This window comes from Flavobacterium sp. CFBP9031, from assembly GCF_034044945.1.
In the GTDB taxonomy this organism is placed as follows: domain Bacteria; phylum Bacteroidota; class Bacteroidia; order Flavobacteriales; family Flavobacteriaceae; genus Flavobacterium.
Map to the genome: position 1 here is coordinate 245,639 of NZ_JAXCWF010000008.1, position 15,583 is coordinate 261,221.

At 33.0% G+C, this 15,583-nt stretch carries 14 protein-coding genes; 10 read left to right on the forward strand and 4 right to left on the reverse strand.

Going from position 1 to position 15,583, the window contains the following annotated elements:
- Positions 1-65: 65 nt before the first annotated feature.
- From SOM12_RS15165 to SOM12_RS15175, 3 genes are all read right to left on the reverse strand, one after another.
- Entirely contained in the window at positions 66-1,841 is a 1,776-nt protein-coding gene (locus tag SOM12_RS15165) for a T9SS type A sorting domain-containing protein (protein WP_320494056.1), read from the reverse strand.
- Positions 1,842-2,001: 160 nt separating this feature from the next.
- Positions 2,002-2,973: a TerC family protein gene (locus tag SOM12_RS15170; protein WP_320494058.1), complete on the reverse strand. Its 972-nt coding sequence runs from the start codon at positions 2,971-2,973 to the stop codon at positions 2,002-2,004.
- A gap of 309 nt (positions 2,974-3,282) precedes the next feature.
- Entirely contained in the window at positions 3,283-4,299 is a 1,017-nt protein-coding gene (locus SOM12_RS15175) for a glutamine synthetase beta-grasp domain-containing protein (protein ID WP_012024410.1), read from the reverse strand.
- Positions 4,300-4,728: 429 nt separating this feature from the next.
- Between SOM12_RS15175 and SOM12_RS15180 the strand changes: the two genes are divergently transcribed.
- The 10 genes from SOM12_RS15180 (at position 4,729) to SOM12_RS15225 (ending at position 14,777) form a co-directional block, all read left to right on the forward strand.
- Positions 4,729-6,918 (forward strand): glutamine synthetase III, encoded by a 2,190-nt coding sequence (locus SOM12_RS15180; protein WP_095929881.1) that lies wholly within the window; start codon positions 4,729-4,731, stop codon positions 6,916-6,918.
- 407 nt (positions 6,919-7,325) lie between these two features.
- Positions 7,326-8,207, forward strand: coding sequence for a hypothetical protein (locus SOM12_RS15185; protein ID WP_095929882.1), 882 nt, complete (start codon positions 7,326-7,328; stop codon positions 8,205-8,207).
- 113 nt (positions 8,208-8,320) lie between these two features.
- On the forward strand, positions 8,321-8,842 hold the full coding sequence (locus tag SOM12_RS15190) for a hypothetical protein (protein WP_095929883.1): 522 nt from the start codon (positions 8,321-8,323) through the stop codon (positions 8,840-8,842).
- A gap of 8 nt (positions 8,843-8,850) precedes the next feature.
- Positions 8,851-9,261, forward strand: coding sequence for a curli-like amyloid fiber formation chaperone CsgH (gene csgH, locus SOM12_RS15195; RefSeq protein WP_095929884.1), 411 nt, complete (start codon positions 8,851-8,853; stop codon positions 9,259-9,261).
- 35 nt (positions 9,262-9,296) lie between these two features.
- The gene (locus SOM12_RS15200) at positions 9,297-9,584 is read left to right on the forward strand and encodes a CsgE family curli-type amyloid fiber assembly protein (RefSeq protein ID WP_320494072.1); all 288 of its coding nucleotides are present in this window, start codon (positions 9,297-9,299) and stop codon (positions 9,582-9,584) included.
- A 16-nt stretch (positions 9,585-9,600) separates the two neighbouring features.
- Positions 9,601-10,005, forward strand: a complete 405-nt coding sequence (locus tag SOM12_RS15205; RefSeq protein WP_095929886.1) for a curli production assembly/transport component CsgF — start codon at positions 9,601-9,603, stop codon at positions 10,003-10,005.
- 1 nt (position 10,006) lies between these two features.
- Entirely contained in the window at positions 10,007-11,368 is a 1,362-nt protein-coding gene (locus SOM12_RS15210) for a CsgG/HfaB family protein (protein WP_095929887.1), read from the forward strand.
- Positions 11,369-11,428: 60 nt separating this feature from the next.
- On the forward strand, positions 11,429-12,925 hold the full coding sequence (locus tag SOM12_RS15215) for a carboxypeptidase regulatory-like domain-containing protein (RefSeq protein ID WP_320494061.1): 1,497 nt from the start codon (positions 11,429-11,431) through the stop codon (positions 12,923-12,925).
- A 154-nt stretch (positions 12,926-13,079) separates the two neighbouring features.
- Positions 13,080-14,258: an AIR synthase related protein gene (locus tag SOM12_RS15220; RefSeq protein WP_320494062.1), complete on the forward strand. Its 1,179-nt coding sequence runs from the start codon at positions 13,080-13,082 to the stop codon at positions 14,256-14,258.
- Between the two features lie 162 nt (positions 14,259-14,420).
- Complete coding sequence (locus SOM12_RS15225; protein ID WP_095929890.1) at positions 14,421-14,777, forward strand: hypothetical protein; 357 nt, start codon at positions 14,421-14,423, stop codon at positions 14,775-14,777.
- An 87-nt stretch (positions 14,778-14,864) separates the two neighbouring features.
- Here SOM12_RS15225 and SOM12_RS15230 read toward each other — a convergent pair whose 3' ends face one another.
- On the reverse strand, positions 14,865-15,488 hold the full coding sequence (locus SOM12_RS15230) for a M949_RS01915 family surface polysaccharide biosynthesis protein (protein ID WP_320494063.1): 624 nt from the start codon (positions 15,486-15,488) through the stop codon (positions 14,865-14,867).
- Positions 15,489-15,583: the final 95 nt, after the last annotated feature.

The following is a 15,583-nucleotide window of genomic DNA, read 5'->3' on the forward strand; positions in this document are numbered from 1 at the left end:
TTTTAAAATTGATTTAGAAAAATATAAAAAAAGGAAATCGAAAGATTTCCTTTTTTTATTTATTATTAAATTTTTATAAATGTAAATTGTAAATTAACTCTTCTTCCATTGTTTGTAGTTTGAATATTTATAAAATAAGTACCAGTTACTAAGGAAGAAATATCTGCACTTAATAAGTTTGGATTAATTATAGAAAAACTACTATTAAAAGTTATACCGGCTATATTTGTTATGGTAACTGTGCTATATGATAAAGAAAAAACAGCGTCTTTATCTTCAATATTTATAATTGAGTTTGCAGGATTTGGGTAAACAGTAATAGATGATGATGGAGATCTTTCGTATGATGGACTTATGATTACTTCATTGCTATAAGATATCTCACCTCCAACGTAATAATTTGTTTCTGCTATTCGTCTATAGCTATATTCTTGAATTGAAGTGCTTCCTCTTGAATTAGTTACATATTCTAAAGGGGCAGGTAGGTAGTCTTTAGAAGTTGCTCCTGGAATATTTGACCAATTACTTACGGTCTCTCGATTGTTAATAGGTCTTTTTTGCCATTGATAAAATAATTCTGTGTTTTTGCTTGAAATTGCAGTAGAGCCAATAAGTGATGTTGGTTTTTCTATTTCTTGTGGAGAGATTATTTTAAGTTCTTGATCACAACAAATAGTGTTGTTATTTCTTATTGTCCTGATGACAATTTTTAGGGAATTACTAGAAATTCTTAAATTTTGATAAATGGCTATTCTTCTTACTGATAAGAAATTGTCTTTATCGGTTCTGAGATTAGGTATTTTTGATGAGCTCAAAGTTCTAGAATTCTCATTAGGTATGGTGATCCATGAATACGGTGCTTCAGCCGTTGCGTATTCCCATTCATATGTCTGTATATTAACATATGTATCGCTTCTTTTTGGTACATTTGAAGGGTTTTGTAAAGTATTTAAATTTATAACTGAAGAGCTTCCATTTATTTCTTTTAGATTTGACATTGTCAATTCTGCATAGTTGTTAACGTCTGTTGGAGTGTCTGATAATGATATTAAATTTGAATCTAAAGGTGAAGGAATAACTGTAATGGTGACAACATTACTTTTGTTTGGAAATTCTCCCCCATAAATATAGCCTAAACTTCTTTGAATGGAGAAAGTGCCAAGTTGTGTTGTATAGTCAAGACTTAGAGTTTTGTTTATATTGTCTAAGCCTATCAAATTTCCAAAATATGTCCATCTAGAATTTATGCCGTATGGTTCTCTTTCGTATGGATTAAGGTATTGAGATCCTGTTATAGGTTGTGGTTTTTCTCCTAGTCTTACAGTTTGGTTGCAGCATAATGTATTGACAATTTTTGTTGGGTTTGGCGCATCTGCAGGAGGATTAAGAGTTGTGCCTGAATTCATAGTTGGGTTTTTAATTATCGCTATATTTGAGCTTCTATAAGCTGTACCGGCAGGATTTTTATATTCTGCAAAAATAAATCCTCCTGAAGTTAAGAAATCATTCCAAAATAAGTTTATTACAATGCTTCTAGTGGCAATTTTTCCACCACCAAAAAATAGAGTACCGCTATCTCCGCCACTTGCGACATTGGCGTTTGTGACACTTAGATTAGAATAATAAATCTTTAATGTTCCATAATCAGTAACAGCAACATTGCTTGGAATATCAACTTTAACGTTTAATGAGATGGTTGAAGTTGGAACAGAAGCTAAATTGATTGGGCCAGTATTTACATTGGTGTTATTTACTACTGTAGGTGTTAAGGTAACGGTTTGTGCAAACATTAAAGCATTCAGCATGAATGTTGCAATGAGAAATAAGTAATTTTTTTTCATGATAATTATTTAATTAAAAAGCCTAAAATAAATATTTATGTGTAATTTCTTTAAATTTAAATATTAAATTATAGGAAAAGTAATAAAAAACAACTTATGGTTATAAAAAAAGGAAATCTTACGATTTCCTTTTTTTATGAATATATATGTTTGAAACTAATTATTCTTCGCTTGACGAATCATTTAAAACTTTTTCTGGTCCGAATTTAAGAGAAACTAAGATTCCTACTAGAAGAGATAAAGCAATAAATCCTAAAGAAGCCCATTCTGGAACATGGAAGAAATCGTGTAAAAGCATTTTTAATCCAACAAAAGCCAAAATTGCTACTAAGCTGTATTCTAAATAACTGAATTTTGCCAGCATATTTGCTAAGAAGAAGTACATAGAACGTAATCCAAGAATGGCAAAAATGTTCGAACTGAATACTAAAAACGGATCTTTGGTAATAGCAAGAATTGCAGGAACACTGTCTACAGCAAATAAAACGTCCATTACTTCAATAACAATTAAAGCTACAAATAGTGGAGTAGCTGCTTTTTTTGCCGTTTTGGTTGAAATGAAAAATTTCTCGCCATCTGTCTCTGATGTAATGGGTATAATTTTGCCTAATGTTTTGTAAATGAAAGAATCTTTTGGGTGAAAATCTTCTTCTTCTCCAGAAAAAAGCATTTTTATGGCGGTAAATATTAAGAACACTCCAAAGACATACGTTGTCCAAGTAAATTTATTGATCAGCATTACTCCGAAGAAAATCATCAATCCGCGGAAAACAATAGCGCCTAATATTCCCCAGAATAAAACACGGTGCTGATATTTTTGCGGAATTTTAAAAGAAGCAAAAATAATAGCAATAACAAAGATATTGTCAACACTCAAAGAAAGCTCGATTAAATAACCGGTAATAAACTTCATTGAAGCAACAGCAGGTTTGAGATTATCTGGATTGTCGATATAGTCTGTGGTGTATAGCCAATAAATTACTCCCGAAAATAGGAAAGATAAAGTAACCCAAACCAAGGTCCATTTGCTGGCTTCTTTTGTGCTAATAATATGAGGTGTTTTGTTAAAGACACCTAAATCTAAAGCAAGAATAAAAACTACAGCAAGTAAAAAGAGTGACCAGACTATCATAATAATTTTTTTAATGATTTACAAAGATAAGTTTTGATGTTTAACTTAATTAATTTAAAAATTAAATTAATCCTAAAATTAAGTAATATTTGTTATTTATAAAGTGTTAAGTATTATAAAGTTATGGAATTTTTGAATTTTTTAATAGTTGTTTTAGAGTTGGTTTTATGGATATCTCGTCTAGTTTTTGTTATTCCTTGTTCTTCGGAATGAAAAACAGTGCGGTTAGTTATCCAGAATCAAATTGACGCAAAAAAAAAGTGCCAACAATTATGATGGCACTTTTTAGAATATAACTTAAGCTTTGAATTATAGCGCTGATTTAACAGTTTTGATAATTCTTGCAGCAATTTTGTAAGGGTCTCCGTTTGAAGCTGGTCTTCTGTCTTCCAACCATCCTTTCCATCCTTTTTGAACAGTCATTAAAGGAATTCTGATAGAACATCCTCTGTCTGAAACTCCATAAGAGAAATCGTGAATAGAAGCTGTTTCGTGTTTACCAGTTAAACGTTGGTCGTTGTAAGCTCCGTAAACTGCGATGTGCTCAGCAGTAACAGGACGGAAAGCTTCGCAGATTCTTTCGTAAGTTGCTTGGTCTCCACATGTTCTTAAAACTTCGTTAGAGAAGTTAGCGTGCATTCCAGAACCATTCCAGTCAGTATCTCCTAGAGGTTTTGGATGATATTCAATATAGTAACCATATTTCTCAGTCAAACGGTCTAATAGGTAACGAGCAACCCAGATTTCATCTCCAGCTTTTTTAGCACCTTTAGCAAATAATTGGAATTCCCATTGTCCGCAAGCAACCTCCTGGTTGATTCCTTCAAAGTTGATTCCAGCAGCGATACATAAATCAGCATGCTCTTCAACTAATTTTCTTCCGTGTGTGTTTTTTCCACCTACTGAACAGTAGTACATCCCTTGTGGAGCAGGGTACCCTCCAACTGGGAAACCAAGTGGAAGTTGGGTTTTAGTATCCATAATGAAATACTCTTGTTCGAAACCAAACCAAAAATCATCATTATCATCATCAATTGTAGCTCTACCGTTAGAAGGGTGTGGAGTTCCGTCTGCGTACATAACTTCAGACATAACTAACCATCCATTGATACGAGTTGGATCTGGATAAATTGCAACAGGAACTAAAAGACAGTCAGAAGAACCACCTTCAGCTTGTTTAGTTGACGAACCATCAAATGACCAGTTTCCAAGTTCTTCTAATGTTCCTTTGAAGTTTTCATGTTCTTCAACTTTAGTTTTACTTCTAAGATTTTGAGTTGGTTCATATCCATCTAACCAAATGTACTCTAACTTAATTTTAGCCATAATAATATAAATTAATTTTTTTGTTTTTTTTCGTTGGGTCAAATATAGATTTATTTTTTTAGTCCCAAAAATTAGGGGGCTATTTTGTTTTGCGAAGTATAATTTTTTGGATAAGCGCAATTTTGTGAGGGGTATATTTTAAAAAAAGCAATTTAAGTAAGCTTAAAAAAATAAATTCGTAATAATTACGGCTCATTTTTGAATTTATGAGTTAAGAAATTATGAAAAAATGTTTATTTAATCAATAATACCGTACAGTTTTGTTATATTTCTATGATTTGAATTCATTATTCTTCGAAAAAACCGTTTTATGTTGAAAAATCATTGACTAAAAATCTATAATTTATATTCTAAACAGGCTTATTTATTGTTTATATTTGTTGCTTCTTTTTTAATGAAAATTAGTACGAATTTAAAATATATATAACCATGTCAACATTACGTTTTCAAGCTTTACAACAAGCTTCTAACAGAAAGCCGGTGCATTTTGAAGAAATTGGCCGAAAATCAAATCTTTTTGGTGCAAATGTGTTTAATGAAAAAGCAATGAAGCAATATTTAACTTCAGATGCATTTAAAGGAGTAAGAGATGCTATTCAGCATGGTACAAAAATAGACAGAAAGCTTGCCGATTATATTGCTATGGGAATGAAAGAGTGGGCTCTTTCTAAAGGAGTGACTCATTATACACATTGGTTTCAACCATTAACAGGAACAACGGCAGAAAAACATGATGCTTTTTTTGAAACTTCTTATGACGGAAGCGAGTCTGTAGAAAAATTTGGAGGAGCACAATTAGTGCAGCAAGAGCCAGATGCATCTAGTTTTCCGAATGGAGGAATCAGAAATACTTTTGAAGCCAGAGGATATACTGCTTGGGATCCGACTTCTCCAGCTTTTATATATGGTACAACTTTATGTATTCCAACCGTATTTATTGCTTACACAGGTGAAGCTTTAGATAATAAAATACCTTTATTAAGAGCATTGTCTGCAATTGACGAAGCTGCAACAGAGGTTTGTAAATATTTTGACAAAAACGTAAAAAAGGTAACTGCAACATTAGGATGGGAGCAGGAATATTTTTTGATTGATAAAGCACTGGCAAATTCTCGCCCAGACTTAATGATGACAGGAAGAACTTTGTTAGGTCATACGTCTGCAAAAGGCCAGCAGTTAGACGATCATTATTTCGGATCTATTCCAACTCGTGCTCTTACTTATATGAGAGATTTAGAGCAAGAATGTATGCTATTGGGTATTCCGGTAAAAACACGTCATAATGAGGTAGCACCGAATCAGTTTGAATTAGCTCCGATTTTTGAAGAAACGAATTTAGCGGTTGACCACAACTCTTTATTAATGGATGTGATGCAGAAAGTTGCGGAACGTCATGACTTTAAAGTATTATTTCACGAAAAACCATTTAAAGGAGTAAACGGTTCTGGAAAACACAATAACTGGTCGCTGGCTACAGATACAGGAGTTAACTTGTTGAGTCCGAGCAAAACGCCAATGAGCAATTTACAATTCTTGACTTTCTTTATTAATACAATCAAAGCGGTTAACGACAACGAAACTTTATTAAGAGCCTCTATCGCAACAGCAAGTAACGACCATAGGTTAGGAGCAAATGAAGCCCCGCCAGCAATTATGTCTGTATTTATTGGAGCGCAATTAACTAAGGTTTTATCTGAATTGGAAAGCGTAACAACAGGAAAACTTTCGCCAGAAGAAAAAACAGATTTGAAATTGAACGTTGTTGGTAAAATTCCAGACGTATTATTAGACAATACAGACAGAAATAGAACTTCACCTTTTGCTTTCACTGGAAATAAATTTGAGTTTAGAGCTGTTGGATCCAATTCAAACTGTTCGAATGCAATGACAACTCTGAATGCGATTGTAGCAAAACAGTTAATTGATTTTAAAAATGAAGTAGAGAACTTGATTGAAAATAAAGACATGAAAAAAGACGATGCAATCTTTAATGTCTTAAGAGAATACATCAAACAATCTAAAAAAATTCTTTTTGAAGGAGACGGTTATAGTGATGCTTGGGAAAAAGAAGCGGCTAAAAGAGGTTTGAGCAACTTTAAAACTACTCCAGAAGCTATTAAAGCTAAGGTTTCTAAACAAGCTTTAGAATTATTTGAACAATTAGGAATCTTTAATCATGTAGAAGCAGAAGCTCGTTACGAAATCGAATTGGAAGAATACACTAAAAAAATCCAAATTGAAGGAAGAGTTTTAGGAGATATTGCTAGAAACCATGTAATTCCAACAGCAATTCGTTACCAAAACACTTTAATTGATAATGTAAAAGGGTTGAAAGAAATTTTTGCAAAAGAGTTTGAGGCTTTAGCCAAAGAACAGATTGTTTTAATTAAAGAAATTTCAGGTCATATTGAAGGAATCAATTCTAAAGTATTGGCGATGACTAATGAAAGAAAAAAAGCAAATCAATTGACCGATGCTCAAAAAATGGCAGAAGCATATTGCAATAATGTAAAACCTTATTTTGATGAAATTCGTAATCACTGCGATAAATTAGAATTATTAGTAGATGACGAAAGCTGGACATTGACCAAATATAGAGAATTATTGTTTACCAAGTAATTATAATAACAATTTGTTAAAGCCTGTCTCAAAAAGACAGGCTTTTTTTTGAGATTATACTAAAAAAAAGGTTTGTGAAGAACTTTTTTGCTACTTATAGCCCCTTAAATGTAAAGAAATTGTAATAAGTATCTTTTTTCCTATGAAAATTTTTGCGCATTTGGGCAGTTCATCGAGATAGTATTACAGTTCATCGAAAAGAGGTTAATATCTTGTAAAATAGGTATTTATACGTGAGCTGCTTTTGGGTAAAGTTTTCTAATTTTGGTCGTGAAGAAAAGAAAATAGATTTAAAATTTGTTTTCAAAATGATAGAATAAGCCCCCCACTTTTCCTCCCCGGGATTATAAACCTACAGAAGAACCTACATAATAATTTGTATTAATAACCAATTAAATATATTTATTATGAAAAAAGTAATTTTAAGCATCTCAGCGATGCTGTTTGTAGGATTTGCTGCTGTAGCGCAGAACACATCTAATGTAGGTCAGATAGGAAATGGTAACAACGGTATTGTTGGCCAAAACGGAACTTTAAACAGTTCAAAAATTACACAAGTAAGCCCAGGTGGAGCGGCTCCAGCTTCTGACGGAAACAAATCAGAAGTGTATCAAGGTATTCAACCAGGTTTATATGCTGCAGTAAGTAATAAAGCTGAAGTAGATCAAAACGGAAAGAAAAACGTTGCATTTGTTTCTCAAAGCAATAAAAACAACCAAGCTTACCAAACTCAAAAAGGAAATGAAAACGATGCTACAATCTGGCAAGATCAAATTGCTGGACCAGCTTCTGCGCTTAACGGAGGAGACAAAGCATGGCAAACTCAAACAGGAAATAAAAATAAAGCTACAGTTGACCAAGGTACAACAGGAAATGAATATCCAGCTCCTGGAGGTGTTTTCACTGCTAGTCAATTGACTGCTTTAGGTTCTGTATCAATTCCATTTGCTCCTAATGGAGGCAATGAGGCTACTCAAACTCAAACTGGAGATTACAATTTGGCTTATGCAAGTCAAGGTGGTACAGGAAACAAATCTTGGCAAACTCAAACTTCTCCAGCAGGAACTACAGACCCAGCTAAAAATATTTCTAGACATTTTCAATATGGAGATGGAAATGAGTCAAAAACTGTTCAAAATGGAATTAGAAACATTGAGAATACATTACAAATTGGAAACTTGAATACTTCTGATGTAAAACAAACTAATGCTGCTGGTGCTGGAAACCAACAAGTAGGATTCTCTTTTGGTAATTCAAACCATATTACTGTGACTCAAACAGGACTATAAATTTATAATTCTCTTGAGAAGAAGAATATAATAAAATGAGATAGCCTTTATCTATTAACTAGGCTATCTCATTTAATTTCGATTTTAAAAAATAAATCTAAAAAAAAATAAAAATGAAAATTTTCATTTTAAATATTGTTTTACTCCTTATCTCCTCAGGGCTTTATGCCCAGCAGAAAGAAGATAATTCTGAGTTTAAAAACTATAGTTCATCCGTTTTTAATTCTAAAGAAATGGCAATGAGTATAGTTTCCGGCTTGGATAAAAAAGCTCAAAAGGATTTAAATCAAAACCTCCAATCTGGAATACAGATACAGCAGATTGGCGATTTAAACAAAGTGAATGCAGCTTTGAAATCTAATGACTTAAAAGTTTCTGTTAAGCAAAATGGAGATAGAAATGATGTGCAGTTAGATAAAAGTGCAAACTCTATTACGCAAAGTGTTATTCAGCAAGGAGATAATAACCGACTTTTTGATTATACATTCAAAACAAATTACGATATAAATATGCAGATTGTTCAAAAAGGCGACAATCAAAATATTCAAAATATTGGAACCAATTCCTTGTCAAAGAATATGAAAATTACACAAACAGGAAATGGAGCTTCAATAATTCTTATAAATAAATTATAAATAGCAACATGTATTTTTTTAACAGACATATCACGATTCTATTTTTATTTTTTTCTATAATTTTTTATGGACAAGTTCCTCAAGATAAGATAAAAGCAAAAATAGAAATTGAAAAAATAGAGGGCAATGTAAAAATAACCGGTACAGCTGAAAACATGACAGATGTAATCAGGAGTGCCGCCTATAGATTGTCTGTGATAAAAAATAATGATAGTAATAGTAATCAGTCTAAGAATGAACAGGTTGGTGTTTTTACCTTACAGCCAAACGAAAAACAAAAATTATCTACATCGCAGATAAATCTGCTTGATACTGATGAGGTAATTATTATGCTTTTGTTTTATGATGAAGATAAACAAATAATAGCAAAAGATCGTGTGGTTTTGGGTGAAGAAAAAAAAAAGATGAGCCAGTTGTAATAATCCCTGATGAAGGTTTTGAATTACGTGGCATTATTACTGACGACACCAAAACGAAAATGGGTAAAGATTTCTATGACAAATATTACTATAAATATAATGCGATTGGAATAAATGCTAAGAAAATAGTAACCATAGGTGAAGAATATAGTTTTGCCAGAAATACAGCGATATCTATCACTATAGATAATGAGGTCATTTATGATTTTTTGGTTAGGCCAGACGACGAATATTTAGAAGCGGCTGCAGACGAAGCTGTAAACACAACCTTTACTTATTTGAAAGAAAAAGAAAAAGAACGCAAATATTTCACTCAGTATTAATTTATTTATCAAAGACATGAAACTTATAGCAACCTTAATATTGTGTCTGCTTTTATCTCCATCTGTAAATGCTCAGGCTTTTGTTTACAAACCTGTAAACCCTGCATTTGGTGGCGATACGTTTAACTATCAATGGCTTTTAAGCAGTGCTGAAGCTCAAAACAAGCAGAAAGATAAAACAGCTGTCACTCCTACACAAACTGATTTAGAGAAGTTTAAAGCCAATTTAAATGCTCAATTATTAAATCAGATTTCCAGTCAACTTTATAAACAGCAATTTGGTACAGATGGCATCAAAGAAGGCTCTTATACTTTTGGGAGTTATTCGGTCGATGTATTTCCGTCATCAGATGGTCTTACTCTAAATATTTTAGATACCAATACAGGAGAACAAACACAAGTAATCATCCCAAATCAATAACATGCGAATCCATTACTACCTATTTATTGTATTTGGGTTACTTCTTACTGGCTGCGGCGCTTATTATAACCAACCCACTGGAGTTCAAAAAGCTGTTTTGGGAGAAGGTACGCCCGCTACGTCATTATTAAAAGATCTGCCAAAACCCAAAGAACAAGTCGTCGTTGGTGTCTATAAATTTAGAGACCAGACTGGACAATACAAACCTCAGGAAAACGGAAGCAGTTTTAGTACTGCTGTGACACAGGGAGCCACTTCTATATTGATAAAAGCGCTGGAAGATTCTAAATGGTTTATACCAATTGAGCGTGAAAATATTGGAAACTTATTGCAAGAACGAAATCTAATTCGTGCAACTCGTCAGGAATATATAAAAGATGCAAATCCGAATGAACCGCAATTAACACCTCTATTATATGCTGGAGTGCTGTTGGAAGGAGGTATTGTTTCGTATGATTCTAATATTATCACGGGCGGATTTGGTGCAAGATATTTTGGTGCCGGAGCATCTGTAAAATACCGTCAAGACCGTGTAACAATTTATTTGAGAATGATTTCGACTTCAAACGGAAAAATTCTAAAATCAGTTTATATATCAAAAACTATTTTGTCGCAGGCAATTGATGAGAGCCTTTTTAGATATGTCAATTTTAAAAGACTTCTCGAAGTAGAAACGGGATACACTACTAATGAACCGGTACATATGGCTGTTACAGAAGCTATAGAAAAGGCTGTTGAATCTTTGGTTTTGGAAGGAATAAAAGATAATGTCTGGGAAGCTGATGCTCCAAAATGGGAAGTTGATAATTTACTGAAAGCTTACGCCGAAGAAACCAAAACTGCCGATGTAACGGGTTTATATGATAGAGTGCTTGAAAACAGAAGAAGCAAATTTGCCATAGAACTTTCTGGCGGTGCTACTTTAATGGATGGAGATTATCGCGATCCGTTGTTAAGACCTTTTGGACGTGGAGCCTTGAAATGGATGATTTCTCCAAGTTTTACAGTAAGCGCTTCTACCAATGTTGTAAACCTCGCCAACAAAAATTTACTAGATGTCGGGTATATTACCTACGATCTTAATATGGAATGGATCATTCTTCCTAAAGATCGCCTTACGCCATTTTTATATGGAGGAGGAGGATATGGAATGAATCGGAAATTTGAAAATACCTACGGTAAATTTCAATACGGTGCAGGCTTAGAATATATGGCATCAGATCAGATAGGTATAAAATTATTTGCTGAACAAAATATTAATTTCAGTGATAATGTCGATTATATTGTTGCAGGAACCCGAGATGATTACTATTACAAATTTGGTCTAGGGCTAACTTTTTACTTTGGAAAAAAGAAAAAATAATTTGAATAGTTAATTATCAGAAATTATAACGTTGAAGTTAAATTTAAAAACAAATCAAAAATGAAGTATTTATACCAAATTGCCAGTGTACTTTTTTTATTGTTTTTGGTTTCATGCAGTGAAGAAAAAATAGGGGAACAACTTAATGATTATGGTACAATCACAGGGAAAGTTGTTTCTGGTGATACTTTTGAGCCAATGGAAAATGTGAAAATACTTTCTAGTCCAGCCACGAGTACCGTGTTTACAGATGCAGAGGGGAAGTTTACACTTTCTAATGTGAAAGTAGGAGAATATTCAGTTCAAGCTCAAAAAGATGGATATGTCGCAAAATTTGAAGCTGTTACCGTAACTAAAAATACGACCTCAGAAGTTGTTTTTGAACTCAAAAAAGCAACAGCAAACAATAAGCCTCCAACAGTTCCTGTTTTGGTTAGTCCAGTAGATAACAGTACAGGTCAGGCTGTTTCTTTAGACTTAACCTGGACGGCTACCGATCCAGATAATGACGCACTTACCTTTAAGGTCACTCTTAGAAATGACAGTAATGCAGAAGTAAAAACTTTTGAAGCCATAAAGGAGAAAAAACTTTCACTGACGGATCTTGTATATGGTATAAAATACTATTGGCAAGTTGAAGTCACCGATGGAGTTAATACTCCTATATTGAGCGCAATTAGCGCTTTCTCAACTCTTAATTTTCCAGCAACAAGGCAATTATTCGTAAAAGGGATTAATGATAATAATGTGATTTTTACAGCTGATGATGCTGGGAAACAATATCAATTAACTGGGTCAGATAAAAATTCGTGGCGCCCTCGAAGAAATAATCAAGTTAAAAAAATTGCTTATATAGCCACAAATGGTTCAAGAAATGATATTTACACCATGAATTTTGATGGTACTGGAGCAAAAAAAATTACTAGTTCAGTATCTATAGCTGGATTTAATTCAGATTACGTTGGATATTCATGGAATGCTTCAGGAAGTGCATTAATTTATCCAAATTTTGATAAGCTGTATAAAATTAATAATGATGGAAGTGGTTTGACTAAAATATTTCAAACGCCAAACGGTAAATTTATCTCTGAATGCGATTGGAGTGCTGATGAATCAAAAATTGTGTTGAAAGTAAATGATGCAAATGGATATAATGTTGAGATTTATGTTATTAATATGTCAGGCACTGTAATAGCAAATGTTATTTCTGGGCAAGCTGGAGCTTTTAACGGCTTGAATTTTTCGATTACAGGACAAAAAATAGTATATTCTTGGGATGTTTCAGGATACGAAAATGCAAATTATCGTCAGCTTGATTTAAGAATTTATGAATATAGTTTTACCACAGGAACTTCTACACCAATTTTACTCGATAAAATTGTAGGAACAAATGATTATGATGTTCGATATTCTCCAAATGAAGCCGAAGTTATTTTTGTAAATACCTCTAATGATGGTATATCAGAAAAAAAGATTTATAAAGCATTAGTTAAAAATACCACTGATAATGTAAGGACATTATTGTTCACAGGAACCTCAATGCCAGATTGGGAATAAGAAATAATAAACCAACCTTTAATAACCAATTTTATTTCAGGAGATCGGCAGAATATATAATTCTGCCGATTTTTTTATCAATCAAATAATCGAATAAGGCAAAGAATTAAAAAAAGGGATTATCTTTGCTGCACATCAACACAAACTAATTTTCATGAGTTCAGATTCTAGCAAAAGATATGCACAAAGAGGTGTTTCGGCATCAAAAGAAGACGTACATAACGCTATAAAAAATATTGACAAAGGTTTATTTCCGCAAGCTTTCTGTAAAATTGTTCCTGATTATTTAACTCAGGACAATGAGCATTGCCTTATTATGCATGCTGACGGAGCAGGTACAAAGTCATCTTTGGCATACATGTACTGGAAAGAAACTGGAGATCTTTCGGTTTGGAAAGGAATCGCTCAAGATGCCCTAATCATGAATATTGACGATTTATTGTGTGTTGGTGCAACAGATAATATTTTGCTTTCTTCAACTATTGGAAGAAATAAAAACCTGATTCCAGCTGAGGTAATTTCTGCAATCATTAACGGAACAGAAGAATTAATCAACGAGTTAAAATCATTCGGAGTTACCATTCATTCAACAGGAGGAGAAACTGCCGATGTTGGAGACGTAGTTCGTACTATTATTGTAGACTCTACCGTAACAGCTCGTATGAAACGCAACGATGTTGTAGATAATGCAAACATTAAAGCGGGAGACGTAATTGTTGGTTTGGCTTCTTTCGGACAAGCAACTTATGAGAAAAGCTATAATGGCGGAATGGGAAGTAACGGATTAACTTCTGCACGTCATGACGTTTTTGGAAAATATTTGGCTAAAAAATATCCAGAAAGCTACGATGCAGCAGTTCCAGAAGAATTAATTTATTCTGGACAGGTTAATTTAACAGATGAAGTTGAAAACAGCCCAATCAATGCTGGGCAGTTAGTGCTTTCTCCAACTAGAACCTACGCGCCAATTATCAAGAAAATTTTAGATAAATATACTCCAAATGATATTCACGGAATGGTGCATTGCAGTGGAGGAGCGCAAACTAAAATTTTACATTTTGTAAAAGATTTACACGTTATAAAAGACAATTTATTTCCAGTGCCACCATTGTTCAAATTAATTCAAGAACAATCAAAAACAGATTGGAAAGAAATGTATCAGGTTTTTAACTGCGGTCACAGAATGGAGCTTTACGTTCCAGAAAGTATTGCACAAGATATTATCGAAATTTCGAAATCATTCAATGTTGATGCGCAAATTGTAGGTAGAGTAGAAGCATCTGATTCTAAAAAGCTTACAATCACAAGCGAATACGGAACATTCAATTATTAAAATAAATTAACCGTATAAGTGATATAAGTTCATTTTAAACTGACAGATTTGATTGTCAGGCTGAGCGAAGTCGAAGCCTTATTTTGATTTGACAGTTTTCAATTTCACTCAGAAAAGTTTATACTTTCTTATATCACTTATATGGTTTAAAAATATTTAACTATGTACGAATTACTTTTTTGGAAATATCTAGATGAAATCTACCTGAACAATCAGGAAGTTTATGAAGCTCTTGTTGAAAAACAAGAAGTGGAAGGTCTGGCTGAACTTCAAGTGGAAGTAATCGTAAACAGAATAAATTCAGTCTTTTCTGAATGGGAAAGAGTGGATGAAAACAGCTGGAAAAACTCAAAAGGAAAAGGTGCATTTCAAGTTGTTACTACACCCCAAAGCATAAAAATTGACTGCTACGGAACAGAAGGAAAAACCATGAATAAACTAGTAGATATTATGGAAGAATTCAAATGTCCGCTTTACGACCCACAAGTTCCGGAACGTTACGATGAAATGAACGAGTAGATAATTGTTAGTGGTGAATTGTTAATTATTAATTATTAATTAAGAATCAACATCAATCATTAACAATTTACAATTCACAATTAAATTCTATCCATTCTTCAAAAGCAAATCCTGCTCTTTTCTCATTTTTTCAGTCAATTGATTGATGTACGTTTTTATTTTCTGCGGAAGCGTATTCCAATTTTGATCTTTTTCAAAACTTCTGCAATCATCTAAATCACATTCAACCGCGCGGATCACATATTTTTTGTTTTTATAAACCGTAATAATTTTTACGCGTCTTATATAGCCATCTTCATTGCGAGTTCCATAAACAATAATAGGTTCAATATAACTGTCGCCATCAATATCTTTTGTACTGCAATATTTTGTCCAGAACCAAATGTTTGTTTCTTTCGGAATAGTATTTTCAAGCAAATCATTAATTCGCCATTTTTCTAGAAATCCACCGTGATCATTGACTACGCAAATGGCTTGTATTTTGGTATTTAAAGTGTCTTTTTTAGAAACTGTTTTCTGATTTTCGCCCAAAACCAATTCGTAAACACCTCCTTTATCACTAAATTCAAATGCTTTATAAATAGGAAAATCAGTGACGTTTTCAAGCTCTCGTTTTGAAATTTCTTGTTTGGTCAATTTATAGCTTTCTACTTTTTGACAAAAAACAAATGTCGAATAAAAGGAAAGTAGAAATACAATATATTTTTTCATGTTTACTGTATATTTTTAGTACATCAAAGATATTTAAACCTTTTGAGTCCTGCTAAATTTATGTTTTTTAAAAATAGATTTTGTTGTACTTTTCA

What these genes read in the sequence shown, in the direction of transcription:
- SOM12_RS15225 (WP_095929890.1), top strand. Translation starts at nt 14,421, where the DNA reads ATGTACGAATTACTTTTTTGGAAATATCTAGATGAAATCTACCTGAAC.
- SOM12_RS15215 (WP_320494061.1), top strand. Translation starts at nt 11,429, where the DNA reads ATGAAGTATTTATACCAAATTGCCAGTGTACTTTTTTTATTGTTTTTG.
- SOM12_RS15210 (WP_095929887.1), top strand. Translation starts at nt 10,007, where the DNA reads ATGCGAATCCATTACTACCTATTTATTGTATTTGGGTTACTTCTTACT.
- SOM12_RS15220 (WP_320494062.1), top strand. Translation starts at nt 13,080, where the DNA reads ATGAGTTCAGATTCTAGCAAAAGATATGCACAAAGAGGTGTTTCGGCA.
- csgH (WP_095929884.1), top strand. Translation starts at nt 8,851, where the DNA reads ATGTATTTTTTTAACAGACATATCACGATTCTATTTTTATTTTTTTCT.
- SOM12_RS15170 (WP_320494058.1), bottom strand. Translation starts at nt 2,973, where the DNA reads ATGATAGTCTGGTCACTCTTTTTACTTGCTGTAGTTTTTATTCTTGCT.
- SOM12_RS15165 (WP_320494056.1), bottom strand. Translation starts at nt 1,841, where the DNA reads ATGAAAAAAAATTACTTATTTCTCATTGCAACATTCATGCTGAATGCT.
- SOM12_RS15185 (WP_095929882.1), top strand. Translation starts at nt 7,326, where the DNA reads ATGAAAAAAGTAATTTTAAGCATCTCAGCGATGCTGTTTGTAGGATTT.
- SOM12_RS15205 (WP_095929886.1), top strand. Translation starts at nt 9,601, where the DNA reads ATGAAACTTATAGCAACCTTAATATTGTGTCTGCTTTTATCTCCATCT.
- SOM12_RS15230 (WP_320494063.1), bottom strand. Translation starts at nt 15,488, where the DNA reads ATGAAAAAATATATTGTATTTCTACTTTCCTTTTATTCGACATTTGTT.
- SOM12_RS15190 (WP_095929883.1), top strand. Translation starts at nt 8,321, where the DNA reads ATGAAAATTTTCATTTTAAATATTGTTTTACTCCTTATCTCCTCAGGG.
- SOM12_RS15180 (WP_095929881.1), top strand. Translation starts at nt 4,729, where the DNA reads ATGTCAACATTACGTTTTCAAGCTTTACAACAAGCTTCTAACAGAAAG.
- SOM12_RS15175 (WP_012024410.1), bottom strand. Translation starts at nt 4,299, where the DNA reads ATGGCTAAAATTAAGTTAGAGTACATTTGGTTAGATGGATATGAACCA.